At 73.9% G+C, this 14,968-nt stretch carries 12 protein-coding genes and 1 riboswitch; of the genes, 10 read left to right on the forward strand and 2 right to left on the reverse strand.

Translation table 11 applies throughout. The features are described from left to right. Window positions 1–62: 62 nt before the first annotated feature. Window positions 63–1,730, reverse strand: coding sequence for a phosphoenolpyruvate--protein phosphotransferase (gene ptsP, locus IF27_RS09025; protein WP_110945723.1), 1,668 nt, complete (start codon window positions 1,728–1,730; stop codon window positions 63–65). 152 nt (window positions 1,731–1,882) lie between these two features. Here ptsP and clsA point away from each other — a divergent pair, with 152 nt between their 5' ends. The 9 genes from clsA to IF27_RS09070 all read left to right on the forward strand — a co-directional run bounded on the left by clsA (window position 1,883) and on the right by IF27_RS09070 (window position 11,193). After that, on the forward strand, window positions 1,883–2,494 hold the full coding sequence (clsA, locus tag IF27_RS09030; protein WP_052848906.1) for a cardiolipin synthase ClsA: 612 nt from the start codon (window positions 1,883–1,885) through the stop codon (window positions 2,492–2,494). Window positions 2,495–2,629: 135 nt separating this feature from the next. Continuing rightward, a complete protein-coding gene (locus tag IF27_RS09035; RefSeq protein WP_052848907.1) occupies window positions 2,630–5,125 on the forward strand; it encodes a mannose-1-phosphate guanyltransferase in 2,496 nt (831 codons plus the stop codon). Between the two features lie 54 nt (window positions 5,126–5,179). After that, window positions 5,180–6,184, forward strand: a complete 1,005-nt coding sequence (locus tag IF27_RS09040; RefSeq protein WP_223290971.1) for a DUF881 domain-containing protein — start codon at window positions 5,180–5,182, stop codon at window positions 6,182–6,184. Beyond that, complete coding sequence (locus IF27_RS09045; RefSeq protein WP_052848908.1) at window positions 6,181–6,513, forward strand: small basic family protein; 333 nt, start codon at window positions 6,181–6,183, stop codon at window positions 6,511–6,513. The genes IF27_RS09040 and IF27_RS09045 overlap by 4 nt, the downstream gene beginning before the upstream one ends. A gap of 58 nt (window positions 6,514–6,571) precedes the next feature. Next, on the forward strand, window positions 6,572–7,498 hold the full coding sequence (locus tag IF27_RS09050; RefSeq protein ID WP_052848909.1) for a DUF881 domain-containing protein: 927 nt from the start codon (window positions 6,572–6,574) through the stop codon (window positions 7,496–7,498). Between the two features lie 156 nt (window positions 7,499–7,654). After that, window positions 7,655–8,359, forward strand: a complete 705-nt coding sequence (locus IF27_RS31510; RefSeq protein WP_110945706.1) for an FHA domain-containing protein — start codon at window positions 7,655–7,657, stop codon at window positions 8,357–8,359. 80 nt (window positions 8,360–8,439) lie between these two features. After that, entirely contained in the window at window positions 8,440–8,913 is a 474-nt protein-coding gene (locus IF27_RS09060; RefSeq protein ID WP_052848910.1) for a bifunctional nuclease family protein, read from the forward strand. A 146-nt stretch (window positions 8,914–9,059) separates the two neighbouring features. After that, window positions 9,060–9,659 (forward strand): MerR family transcriptional regulator, encoded by a 600-nt coding sequence (locus IF27_RS09065; RefSeq protein ID WP_110945707.1) that lies wholly within the window; start codon window positions 9,060–9,062, stop codon window positions 9,657–9,659. Window positions 9,660–9,729: 70 nt separating this feature from the next. Beyond that, complete coding sequence (locus tag IF27_RS09070) at window positions 9,730–11,193, forward strand: DNA polymerase IV (RefSeq protein ID WP_052849072.1); 1,464 nt, start codon at window positions 9,730–9,732, stop codon at window positions 11,191–11,193. On the opposite strand, the gene IF27_RS30065 is transcribed toward IF27_RS09070, so the two are convergent. After that, the gene (locus tag IF27_RS30065) at window positions 11,091–11,486 is read right to left on the reverse strand and encodes a PRC-barrel domain-containing protein (RefSeq protein ID WP_190232875.1); all 396 of its coding nucleotides are present in this window, start codon (window positions 11,484–11,486) and stop codon (window positions 11,091–11,093) included. The genes IF27_RS09070 and IF27_RS30065 overlap by 103 nt on opposite strands. A 198-nt stretch (window positions 11,487–11,684) precedes the next feature. After that, a riboswitch (glycine riboswitch) is annotated at window positions 11,685–11,782 on the forward strand. A gap of 193 nt (window positions 11,783–11,975) precedes the next feature. Here IF27_RS30065 and gcvP point away from each other — a divergent pair. Then, window positions 11,976–14,903, forward strand: a complete 2,928-nt coding sequence (gene gcvP, locus IF27_RS09080) for an aminomethyl-transferring glycine dehydrogenase (protein WP_052848912.1) — start codon at window positions 11,976–11,978, stop codon at window positions 14,901–14,903. Window positions 14,904–14,968 lie beyond the last annotated feature (65 nt).

The following is a 14,968-nucleotide window of genomic DNA, read 5'->3' on the forward strand; positions in this document are numbered from 1 at the left end:
GGGCGCGCCCCGGTGCGACGCCCCGCCCTGCCGCCCCACGGCACGACGTCACCGCCCGGCGCTCACTCCCCGGAGAGCACCCCCCGCGCCGCCGCCTTGGCCGCCGCACCGTCCTCGGCCGCCCGCGCCGCCGCCGCCGCGCGCTCGCACTGCGCCAGCGTGTGACGCCCCAGCGTCTCGCGCACCGGCGCGATCGCCGCAGGACTCATCGACAGACTCGTCACGCCCAGCCCCGTCAGCACCGCAGCCAGCAGCGGGTCGGCCGCCGCCTCCCCGCACACCCCGCAGCTCTTCCCCGCGTCCCGCGCCGCCCCCGCGGCCATCGCCACCAGATCCAGCAGCGCGGGCTGCCACGGGTCCTGCCACCGCGCCACACCGCCCAGCTGACGGTCCGCCGCGAACGTGTACTGCGCCAGGTCGTTCGTCCCCAGCGACAGGAACTCGACCTCCCGCAGCAGCGCCCGCGCCCGCAGCGCGGCCGACGGCACCTCCACCATCACCCCCGCCTTCGCGTGCAGCCCCGCCGCACGGCACGCCTCCGCGAACGCCCGCGCGTCCGCCCGATCGGCGACCATGGGCGCCATCACCTCCAGATGGACCGGCAGCCCCTCCGCCGCCCGCGCCAGCGCCCGCAGCTGGGCCCCCAGCACCTCGGGATGCCCCAGCAGCGCCCGCAACCCCCGCACGCCGAGCGCCGGATTCGGCTCCTCGCCCGGCGTGAGGAACGCCAGCGGCTTGTCCGCACCCGCGTCCAGCACCCGCACCACCACCCGCCCCTGCGGGAACGCCTCCAGCACCTCCCGGTACACGGCGGCCTGCTCCTCCTCCGACGGCGCCTGCGCCCGGTCGAGGAACAGGAACTCCGTCCTGAACAGCCCCACGCCCTCCGCCCCTGCCTCGACGGCGCCGCCGACGTCCCCCGGCCCGCCGATGTTCGCCAGCAGCGGCACCGTGTGGCCGTCCGACGTCGTCCCGGGACCGCTGGAGCGCCCCAGCGCCTCCCGCCGCTCCTCCGCCTCCCGCGTCAGCGCCTCCCGCCGCTCAGGACCCGGATCGACCACGACCTCGCCCGTGCTCCCGTCCACCGCCACGACCGTGCCCTCGGCGACCTCGCACGCCCCCGGCAGCGCCACCACCGCGGGCACGCCCAGCGCACGCGCCAGGATCGCGCTGTGACTCGTCGGCCCGCCCTCCTCGGTGACGAAGCCCAGGACCAGCCGGGGATCGAGCAGCGCCGTGTCCGCGGGCGCGAGATCCCGCGCGATGAGCACGTACGGCTCGTCACTGTCCGGCACCCCGGGGATCGGCACCCCGAGCAGCCGCGCCACGACCCGGTTGCGCACGTCGTCCAGGTCCGCCACCCGGCCCGCCAGGTACTCACCCGCGCCCGCCAGCAGCGCCCGGTAGGACGCCAGCGCGTCGGACACCGCACGCTCCGCCGCCGCCCCCACCCCGATCCGCCGCTCGACGTCCGCCAGCAGCTCCGGGTCGAGCGCCATCAGCGCCTGCGCCTCCAGCACGGACTGCGCCTCACCCCCCGCCAGGTTCCCGCGCGCCCGCAGATCGGCCGCCACCGCCTCCGCCGCCTGCCGCGCCCTGGCCAGCTCGCGCGGCGCCTCGTCAGGACCGATCCGCCGCTCCGGCGCCTCCAGCACAGCCGTTCCCAGGTGCCGCACCTCACCGATCGCCACGCCGTGACTGACACCGACACCCCGAAGCCTGGACTCCATCTCACCCGCCTTGCGCTCGCCGCCCGACCCGTTCAGGGCCGCAAACCACATAAAAGCCTAAGTCGCGCCCCTCGGCCCCTCCGCTCACGCCCGGGGGGCCGACGGGTAAGGTGCACAGGCCAGGCGGACACGGGGACACAGGAGGCTTCCGGGTGGAGGTCCAGGAGACACGCATTCAGACGGACCGCGTCCTCACCATTCCCAACATCCTCAGCATGGCCCGCCTCGTGGGCGTCCCGGTCTTCCTCTGGCTCGTCCTCTCCCCGGTCTTCGACGGCCCCGACCTCGACGGATGGGCGCTCCTCGTCCTCGCCGCCAGCGGCGTCAGCGACTACCTCGACGGCAAACTCGCCCGCCGCTGGAACCAGATCAGCGCGCTGGGTCGCATCCTCGACCCGGCCGCCGACCGCCTCTACATCCTCTCCACCCTCGTCGGCCTCACCTGGCGCGAGATCCTTCCCTGGTGGCTCACCGCCCTGCTGGTCGCCCGCGAGCTGATGCTCCTCGTCACGGTGTGGCGCCTCGACCGGCACGGCTACGCCCCGCCGCAGGTGAACTTCCTCGGCAAGGCGGCCACTTTCAACCTGATGTACGCCTTCCCGCTCCTGCTGCTCAGTGACGGCAGTGGCTGGCTCGCCTCACTCGCTGCTATTTTCGGATGGGCGTTCGCCGGCTGGGGTACAGGGCTGTACTGGTGGGCAGGGATTCTCTACGTGGTCCAGGTCCGCCGCCTGCTGACGACGGATCATCCCACCGCCGACTGAGCTCGCCCTGGCAGTGTCGCAGGGGCCTGGCGCCCGCTTGTGCCGCACTTTTCCGGGGAGCCACCCCGGGCCTGGGCCCCTCCGGACGGGCGCGGTCGGAGTGACTGCCGAATCCTCAAGGAGGACACTTCCGATATGAAGGCCGTAGTAATGGCTGGTGGCGAAGGCACCCGGCTTCGCCCGATGACCGCGAGCATGCCGAAACCCCTGCTGCCCGTGGCGAACCGTCCCATCATGGAGCACGTCCTGCGGCTCCTGAAGCGCCACGGACTCACCGAGACCGTGGTCACCGTGCAATTCCTCGCCTCACTCGTCAAGAACTATTTCGGCGACGGCGATGAACTCGGGATGGATCTCACCTATGCCCACGAGGAAAAGCCACTCGGTACCGCCGGGAGTGTGAAGAACGCCGAGGACGCGCTCAAGGACGACTCGTTCCTGGTGATTTCCGGTGACGCCCTCACCGACTTCGACCTGACCGAACTCATCCGCTACCACAAGGAACGCGGCGCCCTGGTCACCGTCTGCCTGACCCGCGTTCCGAACCCGCTCGAATTCGGCATCACCATCGTCGATGACGACGGCCGCGTCGAGCGCTTCCTGGAGAAGCCGACCTGGGGCCAGGTCTTCTCCGACACCGTCAACACCGGTATCTACGTCATGGAACCCGAGGTCTTCGACTACGTCGAGCCCGACACCTCCGTGGACTGGTCGGGCGACGTCTTCCCCCGCCTGATGAAGGAGGGCAAGCCTGTCTACGGCTACGTCGCCGAGGGCTACTGGGAGGACGTCGGCACCCACGAGAGCTATGTGAAGGCCCAGGCCGACGTCCTTGAGGGCAAGGTCGATGTGGAGATCGACGGCTTCGAGATCTCCCCCGGCGTCTGGATCGCGGAAGGCGCCGAGGTCCACCCCGACGCCAAGCTCCGCGGCCCCCTGTACGTCGGCGACTACGCCAAGATCGAGGCCGGGGCCGAGGTGCGCGAGCACACCGTCATCGGCTCCAACGTCGTCGTCAAGTCCGACGCCTTCCTGCACCGCGCTGTCGTCCACGACAACGTCTACATCGGCCCGCAGACCAACCTGCGCGGCTGCGTCGTCGGCAAGAACACCGACGTCATGCGCGCCGCCCGCATCGAGGACGGCGCCGTCATCGGCGACGAGTGTCTCATCGGCGAGGAATCCATCGTCCAGGGCAACGTCCGCGTCTACCCGTTCAAGACGATCGAGGCCGGCGCCTTCGTCAACACCTCCGTCATCTGGGAGTCCCGCGGCCAGGCCAACCTCTTCGGCGCCCGCGGCGTCTCCGGCATCCTCAACGTCGAGATCACGCCGGAGCTGGCCGTCCGTCTGGCCAGCGCCTACGCCACCACCCTCAAGAAGGGCTCGACCGTCACCACCGCCCGTGACCACTCACGCGGCGCCCGCGCCCTCAAACGTGCCGTCATCTCCGCCCTCCAGGCCAGCGCCATCGACGTGCGGGACCTGGAGAACGTGCCGCTCCCGGTCGCCCGTCAGCAGACCGCGCGCGGCAGCGCGGGCGGCGTCATGATCCGCACCACGCCCGGTGTCCCCGACTCCGTGGACATCATGTTCTTCGACGAGCGCGGCGCCGACCTCTCCCAGGCGGGCCAGCGCAAGCTCGACCGCGTCTACGCCCGGCAGGAGTACCGCAGGGCGTTCCCCGGCGAGATCGGCGACCTCACGTTCCCCGCGAGCGTCTTCGACGCGTACACCGGCTCCGTGCTGCGCGCCGTGGACACGACGGGCGTCGCCGAGTCGGGCCTGAAGATCGTCGTGGACGCCGCCCACGGCAGCGCGGGACTCGTCCTCCCCAGCCTGATCGGCCGCCTCGGCGTGGACGCCCTCACCATCAACCCCGGCCTCGACGAGGCCCGTCCCACCGAGACCGCCGAGGACCGCCGCGCCGGGCTGGTGCGGCTCGGCGAGATGGTCTCCTCGGCCCGCGCCGCCTTCGGCGTCCGCTTCGACCCCGTCGGCGAGCGGTTCGCGCTGGTGGACGAGCGCGGCCGGATCATCGAGGACCAGCGCGCCCTGCTGGTCATGCTCGACCTCATCGCCGCGGAACGCCGCGGCGGACGCGTCGCCCTGCCCGTCACCACGACCCGTATCGCCGAACAGGTGGCCGCCTACCACGGCACCGAGGTGGAGTGGACCACCACGTCGCCCGACGACCTGACCCGCGTCGCCCACAAGGAGGGCTCCGTCTTCGGCGGTGACGGTCAGGGCGGCTTCATCGTGCCCGAGTTCAGCTCCGTCTTCGACGCGACCGCCGCGTTCACCCGGCTCATCGGCCTGGTGGCCCGCACGCAGCTGTCGCTCAGCCAGATCGAGGCACGCATCCCGCGCGCCCACGTCCTCGGCCGCGACGTCGCGACCCCCTGGGCCATCAAGGGACTGGTGATGCGCCGCGTCGTCGAGGCCGCGGGCGACCGGTCCGTGGACACGACCGACGGCGTCCGCGTCGTCGAACCGGACGGGCGGTGGGTCCTGGTGCTCCCCGACCCCGCCGAGGCCGTCACCCACCTGTGGGCGGAGGGACCTGACGACGCGGCGGCACAGGAACTGCTCGACGTCTGGGCGGGCGTCGTGGACAGCGCCGAGCACTGACCGGCGGGCCTGACCACCGGCCCGTTTCGATCAATCGAGGGGCGGCGTGCAATCATGCCCGCCATGCCACAGCAGGAGTCAGGACCGCGCCGCCCCGCGCGCCCGGACGCCTCCATGTCGTTGCTGACCACCGTCATGAGCCACACCCTCGACGAGGGGTACGCGCAGGCGGCGGCGGGACGGCGGGCGGCGCCCGGGGCACCACTGCCCCGCCCCCTGCGGGCCCGGCTGTGGCTCGCGTGCGGCCTCCTGCTGGCCGCGCTCGTCGTCACCCTCGGCGCCGCCCACGCCAGGGAGGCGGCCCCCGCCGTCGCCCGCGAACGCGAGGACCTGCTGGAGCGGGTGGACGCCGGGACCGCCAGGCTCGACCGGCTCCAGGAGGACGTGGACGCCCTCCGCGAGGACGTCGCCGCCATGCGGCGCGACGTCCTCGCGGACCAGGACGCGCGGGACAGCCCGGCGGCCGTCCTCGCCGGTGCCACCGAGGTCGAGGGGCCCGGCGTCGAACTCACCGTGGACGACGCGGAACGCGCCTCGGGCGGCGTCGCCGGCACGCCGCGCGACGACGGTTTCGCCGACACGGGGCGCGTCCGCGACCGCGATCTCCAACGGGTCGTCAACGGCCTGTGGCAGGCGGGCGCCGAGGCGATATCCGTCAACGGACAGCGCCTCACCGCCCTGTCCGCCATCCGCGCCGCCGGTGACGCCGTCCTCGTGGACAACCGGCCGCTCGTCCCGCCCTACACGCTGCTCGCCATCGGCGGCGGCGCGGAGTTCGCCGACGGCTTCGACGCGACGCCCGCGGGCCGCTACCTCGCCGAACTCGGCGACGACTACGGCATCCGCGTGTCCGCACGCGTCCGGGACGACCTGCGGCTGCCCGCGGCGACGAACCCGGCCGTCCGCACGGCGACACCCGTGCCCGAGCCGGGCGAGGAAGCCGACGCGGCGTCGGACGGGGCGGCGCCGGACGGGTCGGCGCCGGACGGGGCAGGGCCGGGCAGTGACGCCGCATCCGGGGGCGCCGCCGCCGGGAACACAGGGGAGGGAAACCAGTGATCGCCGTCGTCGGGCTCGTCCTGGGCGTGCTGGCCGGGGTGCTGACCACGCCCGTGGTGCCCACCGGGGTCGAGCCGTACCTGCCCATCGCGGTGGTCGCCGCGCTCGACGCGGTCTTCGGCGGGCTGCGGGCGATGCTCGACCGGGTCTTCGACGACCGGGTGTTCGTCGTCTCGTTCCTCTCGAACGTCACCGTGGCCGCCCTCATCGTCTTCCTCGGCGACGAACTGGGCGTCGGCTCCCAGCTGTCCACCGGCGTCGTGGTCGTCCTCGGCATCCGCATCTTCTCCAACGCGGCGGCCATCCGCCGCCACGTCTTCGGAGCGTGACCACGTGCAGTCAGCGGAACGCCCAGGCGCCGCCGGGCCCGAGGACGCCGCCCCCGGGGTGCCCGCCGCGCGTGACGCCGCGGGCCCGCCGCCCGGGGACCCCGACGCCGCCGGGACGCCCCGTGACCCCGCGCCCGCCGGGCGGCCCGCCGAGAGCCCCGAGCGGCCTGACACGGCCCCTGACGGCGGGACGGACCCACCACCTTCCCCGGACGGCGTAACGGACGCCCCCGCGGACGGCACGGCGCAGGACCCCGGCCGCGCACCGAGCGGCGCCGCCCTCCTGCGCGCCGCCCTGTGGCCGCCGCGCGCCACCCGCAGCCAGCTCGTCGTCGCCGCCCTCCTGTTCGCCCTGGGCCTCGGCCTGGCCATCCAGGTCAGGGCGGCGGGCAGCGACGACACGGCCCTGCGCGGCGCGCGCCCCGAGGACCTCGTCCGCATCCTGAGCGACCTCGACGACCGCACCGCGCGCCTCGACGACGAGAAGCGCCAGCTGGAGGCGCAGCGCACCGAGCTGGAGACCAGCTCGGACCAGGCGGAGGAGGCGCGCCGCCAGAACGAGGAGCGCGAGCGCCGTCTCGGTGTCCTGGCCGGTACGGTCGCCGCCGAGGGACCCGGCGTCACGTTGCGCATCGGGGATCCCCTGGGCGTGGTCGGGGCGGATATGCTGCTCGACGCGGTGCAGGAACTGCGCGCGGCGGGCGCCGAGGCCATCCAGATCAACGAGGTCAGGATCGTCGCGGAGACCGCGTTCACGGACCGGAACGGCGGCGTCCGGCTGGACGACGAGCCGGTCTCCGCGCCGTACGTCGTCCGGGCCATCGGCCGGCCCCAGGACCTGGAGCCGGCGCTGAACATCCCCGGAGGGGTCGTGCAGTCCCTGGAGAACGATTCGGCCTCGGTGCGCGTTGACCGACCGGAGAGGGTCACGGTGGACGCCTTGCGGCCGACGGAGCTGCCTGACTACGCTCAGTCGTCGCCGTGATCGTGTCCGCCACCCGGGGCCGCCCGTCCCAGGTGGCGCCCGGTAAGGGAAACTGAACGGTGGCCGCGGACGTTCTCGGTTCGTCCGCGGCGGCCGGTGAGAGAGAATGGACCGTCCCGCCGCCGGCGGGACGGGCTAGGTGCGAGGGGATCGCTGGTGAGTTTTTTCGCTCGGTTGTTCGGCAGGCGTCAGAGTGGGCAGCACAGTGCCGCACGGCCCCGCGCCCGCCAGCATGGCGACACACCGACGTCCGGTGCCGAGCGGGAGCGCCCGTTGTTCCGTGACGAGGTCGGCGCGCCCGGCGGAATAGGCGCCCCCGCAGGCGGCGGCGCGGACGTGCAGACCTGCTCCCGCTGCGGCCACCGCAGCTCCGGGACCAGCCGTTTCTGCTCCAACTGCGGCAATCCGCTGCGTCCTGGGCTCGAAGGCTCGTCCGAGACGACCTCCACGATCTCCATCAGCGGCCTGGAGGCGTACGAGGCCGAGATCACCGGGCAGCACCCGGCCCCCGCGCTCTCGGCCGAGGCCCAGGCCGCCGTGGACGCGCTGCCCCCCGGCTCGGCGCTCCTGATCGTGCGGCGCGGCCCGAACTCCGGCAGCCGCTTCCTGCTCGACGGCGAGCTGACCACGGCCGGACGCCACCCGCAGTGCGACATCTTCCTCGACGACGTGACGGTCTCCCGTCGGCACGTCGAGTTCCGTCGGCAGCCCGACGGGACCTTCACCGCGAGTGACGTCGGCAGCCTCAACGGCACCTATGTCAACCGCGAGCCGATCGACTCGACCGTGCTCGCGAACGGCGACGAGGTGCAGATCGGCAAGTACCGGCTGGTCTTCTTCGGCAGCAGGCAGGGCTTCTGACCGCCTCGGCCGGGGCGGTCGGGGGCCGCGTGGCGGTGCTCGACTATCCAAATGCCCCGGGCACCGCCTAGGGTTGCCGTGTGAATCAGCTCGACGTCGTGGGTGTACGGGTGGAAATGCCCAACAATCAACCCATCGTGCTACTCCGTGAAGTCGGTGGTGATCGCTATCTCCCGATCTGGATCGGACCGGGAGAGGCGACCGCCATCGCGTTCGCCCAGCAGGGGATGACTCCTGCCCGGCCGCTGACGCACGATCTCTTCAAGAACGTGCTGGAAGCCGTGGGGCAGGAGCTGAGCGCCGTACGGATCACCGACCTGCGGGACGGCGTCTTCTACGCGGAACTGGTGTTCGCCGGGGGGATCGAGGTCAGCGCCCGCCCGTCCGACGCCATAGCCCTCGCCCTCCGCGTCGGCAGCCCCATCTACGGCAGCGACGCGGTGCTCGACGACGCCGGGATCATCATCCCGGACGAGCAGGAGGACGAGGTGGAACGGTTCCGCGAGTTCCTCGACCAGATCTCGCCGGAGGACTTCGGCAGGAACAGCCAGTGACGGCGCGCGGGACGAATTCCCGCGCGCCGCGTGTGGATGCCCGGCGTCCACGGGGCATGTCTGGTGGTGAACGCCGCGCGCGTCCCCACCGTGACAGCCGGTGAGCGACGAGGGCGCGGTCAAGGACATGCGGAACGGAGACCGGCGTGACAGGTAACGGCGACAGCAGAGCGGTCGGGGGAACGACCGCCCTTCCCGGCCCGGCGCGGCACGGTTCCGTGCCGCAGGCCGCGCCGCAGGGGCGGCCCACCCCGGACGCGCTCGGCTATCGCGGCCCGAGCGCCTGCGCCGCCGCCGGGATCACCTACCGCCAGCTGGACTACTGGGCCCGCACGGGCCTGGTCCAGCCCAGCGTGCGGCCGGCCCACGGCTCCGGCACCCAGCGGCTCTACAGCTTCCGGGACGTGCTCGTCCTCAAGATCGTGAAACGGCTGCTCGACGCCGGGGTCTCCCTCCAGTCCATCAGGACCGCCGTGCGCGCCCTGTGCGCCACCGACCTGGACGAGCTGTCCGGCATGACCCTCATGAGCGACGGGGCCGCCGTCTACCGGTGCGGCTCGCCCGACGACCTCGCCGAGCTGCTCCAGGACGGCAGGGGCGTCTTCGGCATCGCGGTCGGGGCGGTGTGGCAGGACGTCGAGGACGCCCTCGCGGGGCTGCACGCCGAGCACGCCCTCACCGGCGAGACGGTGCACGCCGAGCGCCCGGCCGACGAGCTGGCCCGCCGCCGCGCACGGGGTCTGTGACCCCGGCGGCGCCCGCCGCGCCGCCGCCGTCCCGGGCCGGATGTCGGACCCGTGCGGCACCATCGGGGGTGTGCGCAGCGCCCCGACCATCCTCCATCTCGACATGGACGCCTTCTACGCCTCGGTGGAGCAGGCGGCCAAGCCGAGTCTGCGCGGCAAGCCGGTCGTCGTGGGCGGTATCGGCCCGCGCGGCGTGGTCGCCACCGCCTCGTACGAGGCGCGCCGCTTCGGCGTCCACTCCGCGATGCCGACGGCGCAGGCCCGCCGCCTGACGCCGAACGCCGCCTTCCTCGTCCCGCGCTTCGCCGTCTACCGGGAGATCAGCGAGCGCGTGATGGCGCTCCTCGCCGGGCTGTCGCCGCTGGTCGAGCCGCTGAGCCTGGACGAGGCGTTCGTCGATCTCGCGGCGGGCGGCACGGCCGCGACCACGGGCGAGGCCCGCGCCGCCGGGGAGGACCTGCGCCGCCGCATCCGCGCGCGGACCGGCCTCACCGGCTCCGTCGGCCTCGCCGGGTCCAAGATGCTCGCCAAGATCGCCTCCGAGCAGGCCAAGCCGGACGGGCTGCTGCTCATCGAGCCGGGCACGGAACGCGACCTGCTCGCCCCCCTGCCCGTCAGGACGCTGCCCGGCGTCGGCCCGGCGACCGCCGAGACGCTGCGCCGGGCCGGGCTGCACACCGTGGGGGAGGCGGCCGAGGCGGGGGAGGCCGAGCTGCTGCGGCTCCTGGGCAAGGCGCACGGGCACGGCGTGCACGCCATGGCGACCGGCAGGGACGACCGCCCGGTGGTCGCCGAGCGGGACGCCAAGTCGGTGTCGGTCGAGGACACCTTCGACACGGACGTGACCGACCGTGCCCGCGTCAGGTACGAGGTCGCCCGGCTCGCCGACCGCTGCGTGGCGCGGCTGCGAGGCGCGGGCCGCTCCGGCAGGACCGTCGTGCTGAAGGTCAGGCGCTACGACTTCACGACGCTCACGCGCTCCGAGACCCTGCGGGGGCCGACGGACGACCCCGCCGTGGTGCGGGAGGCCGCCGCGCGGCTGCTGGAGGGCGTGGAGACCACCGAGGGCGTGCGGTTGCTCGGCGTGGGCGTCACGGGCCTGGCGGACTACACGCAGGAGGACCTGTTCGCCCAGGCGCAGCGGGCCGAGGAGGGCGGTGGGGACGAGGGCGCCGCGGACGGCGAGCCGTCCCCCGAGGCGCCTCCTGCCGTGGGGCCGGGGGCCGCGGGGGAGACGGGGCCACCGCGCTGGCTGCCCGGGCAGGACGTCACCCACCCCCGGCACGGGCCCGGCTGGGTGCAGGGCAGCGGCGTGGGCCGCGTCACCGTCCGCTTCGAGCGCCCCGACACCCCGCCGGGCCGCGTGCGCACGTTCGCGGTGGACGACCCCGAGCTGACGCCAGGCGAGCCGCTGCCGCTGGTGCCCGCGGCTCAGCTCTCCTCCGCCGCCTCCCCCGCCGGGGGCTCGGGGTGGGCCAGCCGCCCGAAGTCGGCGTCGGGCGGCGGCGCCGCGCCCGGCACGTCCAGCCCGTAGTGGTGGTAGAGCTGGAGCTCCTGCTCGGGCGAGAGGTGCCGCCCGACGCCGAAGTCAGGCGCCTCCTTGATGAGCGCCCGCGCGTACGGCACCCGCAGCGTGCCGCCGACCAGTTCGCTCGGTTCGAGCGGCACGAACGCGTCCCGGCTGAACAGGCCCGTCCGCACGGCCGCCCACTCGGGCACGCCGGTGGCGTCGTCGAGGTAGACCTCGTCCACCGTGCCGATCTTGGTGCCGTCGCGGTCGAGGGCCTTGCACCCGATCAGACTGCGGGGGTCGATATCGGTCTGCACGGTTCCTCCAACTGATCGCCTCTGCTCCGGCAGATGCCCTGTACCACCTACAAAAGGTCACATCGCGTCCGGCGGCCAGTCGAGGCGCTCCCCAGGTGGACCCGGGCGGTCCCTGGCCGCCCCTCGTCGCCCCCCGTCGTGCCTCGTCGGGACGGGGGAGACGGGCCAGGGGGGCGCTGGTACGCTCGAACCGGTTGACGACCTCGCGCGGGAGAGCCCTGACGTCCCCGGACGGCAGGCGCCGAAGGAGCAACTCCTCCCCGGAATCTCTCAGGCCCACGTACCGCGCGAGTCAGACCACTCTGGAAAGCAGGACGGCGGATCCGGCGCGAGCCGGCGGCCGGCCTCACCGACGGTGCAAGCCGGGCGCACGACCGCCCGGTGAAGCTCTCAGGTCCGGACGGCGTCCGGATGACAGAGGGGGAGGCAGACCGGGCAGCGCCGCCCGGTACCCCGAGGTCGCCGCGACCCGTGAGGAGCCTTCCGCACATGACCGTCAGCCGTACCCCGCTCACCGGCCTGGAACAGGCGAGCCCCTTCGCCGACCGTCACATCGGTCCTGGCGAGGGCGACGTCGCCAAGATGCTCGCCCAGGTCGGCTTCGGCTCCCTGGACGACCTGACGGCCGCCGCCGTCCCCGAGGCCATCCGCGCCACCGAGGCCCTGGACCTGCCGCCCGCCCGCGACGAGGCCGCCGTCCTCGCCGACCTGCGGGCCCTCGCCGACCGCAACACCGTCGCCCGCCCCATGATCGGCCTCGGCTACCACGGCACGTTCACCCCGCCCGTCATCCTGCGCAACGTCATGGAGAACCCCGCCTGGTACACGGCCTACACGCCCTACCAGCCCGAGATCTCCCAGGGCCGCCTGGAGGCGCTCCTCACCTTCCAGACGGTCGTCTCCGACCTCACGGGGCTGCCCACGGCGGGCGCGTCCCTGCTGGACGAGGGCACGGCCGCCGCCGAGGCGATGGCGCTGTCCCGCCGCGTCGGCAAGGTGAAGGACGGCGTGTTCCTCGTGGACGCGGACTGCCTCCCGCAGACCGTCGCCGTCGTCACCACCCGGGCCGAGCCCACCGGCGTCGAGGTCGTCGTCGCGGACCTGTCCGACGGCATCCCGGCCGACGTGGCGGAGCGCGGCGTCTTCGGCGTCCTGCTCCAGTACCCCGGCGCGTCCGGCGCCGTCCGCGACCTGCGGCCCGTCGTCGAGGCCGCGCACGGGCTCGGCGCCGTCGTCACGGTCGCCGCCGACCTGCTCGCGCTCACGCTCCTGACGTCCCCGGGCGACCTGGGCGCGGACATCGCGGTCGGCTCCAGCCAGCGGTTCGGCGTCCCCCTCGGCTTCGGCGGCCCGCACGCCGGGTTCATGGCCGTCCGCGACACGTACGCCCGCAGCCTGCCGGGCCGCCTCGTCGGCGTCTCGCGTGACGCGGCGGGCCACCCCGCGTACCGCCTGGCGCTCCAGACCCGCGAGCAGCACATCCGCCGTGAGAAGGCCACCAGCAACATCTGCACGGCGCAGGTGCTGCTGGCCGTGATGGCGGGCATGTACGCCGTCTACCACGGCCCCGACGGGCTCGCCGTCATCGCCCGCCGCACCCACCGGTACGCGGCGCTGCTCGCCGCCGGGCTGCGCGAGGGCGGCGTGGAGATCGTCCACGACCGGTTCTTCGACACGGTGACCGCCCGGGTGCCTGGACGCGCCGCCGACATGGTGGCCGCCGCCCGCGCGGCCGGCGTCAACCTGCGCCTCACCGACGCCGACCACGTCGGCATCAGCTGCGACGAGACCACGGGCCGCGCCGATCTGGCCGCCGTCCGGGCCGCGTTCGGCCTCCCCGCCCCCGCGGACGGGACCGATCCGCTCGACGCCCTCGACGCCCGCACCGGCGACGCCCTGCCCGCCGGGCTGCTGCGCACCGACGCGTACCTCACCCACCCCGTCTTCCACCGCCACCGCTCCGAGACGGCCATGCTGCGCTACCTGCGCCGCCTGTCCGACCGCGACTACGCGCTGGACCGGGGCATGATCCCGCTGGGCTCCTGCACGATGAAGCTCAACGCGACGACCGAGATGGAGCCGGTCACCTGGCCGGAGTTCGCGGCGCTCCACCCGTTCGCGCCCGTCGAGCAGGCCGAGGGCTACCTGACGCTCATCCGCGAACTGGAGGACACGCTCGCCGAGATCACCGGCTACGCCGCCGTCTCCCTCCAGCCCAATGCCGGTTCGCAAGGCGAGCTGGCCGGTCTGCTGGCCGTACGCGCCTACCACCGCGCCGCAGGGAACCCGCAGCGCACCGTCTGCCTGATCCCCTCCTCCGCGCACGGCACGAACGCCGCGAGCGCCGTCATGGCGGGCATGCGCGTGGTCGTCGTCGCCACCGGCGAGAACGGCGACGTGGACGCCGACGACCTGCGCGCCAAGATCGAGCGGCACCGCGACGAACTGGCCGTCCTCATGGTCACCTACCCGTCCACGCACGGGGTGTTCGAGGAGGACATCGCCGCCATCTGCGCCGCCGTCCACGACGCGGGCGGCCAGGTCTACGTGGACGGCGCGAACCTCAACGCGCTCGTCGGCCTGGCGAGGCCGGGCCGGTTCGGCGCCGACGTCTCACACCTCAACCTGCACAAGACGTTCTGCATCCCGCACGGCGGCGGCGGTCCCGGCGTCGGCCCGGTCGCCGTCCGCGCCCACCTCGCGCCCCACCTCCCCGGCCACCCGCTCCAGCCCGCCGCCGGGCCGGAGGGCGGCGGCACGGGACCTGTCTCGGCCGCGCCCTGGGGGTCGGCCGGCATCCTGCCGATCTCCTGGGCGTACGTCCGGCTGATGGGCGCGGAGGGCCTGCGCCGCGCCACGCAGTCGGCGGTGCTGGCCGCCAACTACGTGGCCAGGCGCCTGGAGCCGCACTACCCGGTGCTCTACACCGGTCCAGGCGGTCTGGTGGCGCACGAGTGCATCATCGACGTCCGGCCGCTCACCAAGGCGACCGGCGTCACCATCGACGACGTCGCCAAGCGGCTGATCGACTACGGCTTCCACGCGCCGACCATGTCGTTCCCGGTCGCGGGCACGCTGATGATCGAGCCGACCGAGAGCGAGGACCTGGCCGAACTCGACCGTTTCTGCGACGCGATGATCGCCATTCGCGCGGAGATCGACCGGGTCGGCGCGGGGGAGTGGCCGCGCGACGACAACCCGCTGCGCAACGCCCCGCACACCGCCGAGCAGACGGCGGGGGAGTGGCCGCACCCGTACACCCGGCAGGAGGCCGTCTTCCCCGGCGGCGCGGGGCTCGGCGCCGGGCACGGCACGGGACACGACAAGTACTGGCCGCCGGTCCGCCGCATCGACGGCGCCTTCGGCGACCGCAACCTCGTCTGCTCCTGCCCGCCCGTGGAGGACTACGCGGGCTGACGGCGCGTCCGGCGCCCTGGCACGGCACCGGGGGACGCGCGCGGCCGACGGTAGCCCCGCGCGTC

This window comes from Streptomyces avicenniae (assembly GCF_000719135.1).
GTDB classification, from domain to species: domain Bacteria; phylum Actinomycetota; class Actinomycetes; order Streptomycetales; family Streptomycetaceae; genus Streptomyces; species Streptomyces avicenniae.

Bases quoted from the DNA above. Each gene is read 5' to 3' on its own strand.
- IF27_RS09040 (WP_223290971.1), top strand. From the start codon at position 5,180: ATGCCCGCCATGCCACAGCAGGAGTCAGGACCGCGCCGCCCCGCGCGC.
- gcvP (WP_052848912.1), top strand. From the start codon at position 11,976: ATGACCGTCAGCCGTACCCCGCTCACCGGCCTGGAACAGGCGAGCCCC.
- ptsP (WP_110945723.1), bottom strand. From the start codon at position 1,730: ATGGAGTCCAGGCTTCGGGGTGTCGGTGTCAGTCACGGCGTGGCGATC.
- IF27_RS09035 (WP_052848907.1), top strand. From the start codon at position 2,630: ATGAAGGCCGTAGTAATGGCTGGTGGCGAAGGCACCCGGCTTCGCCCG.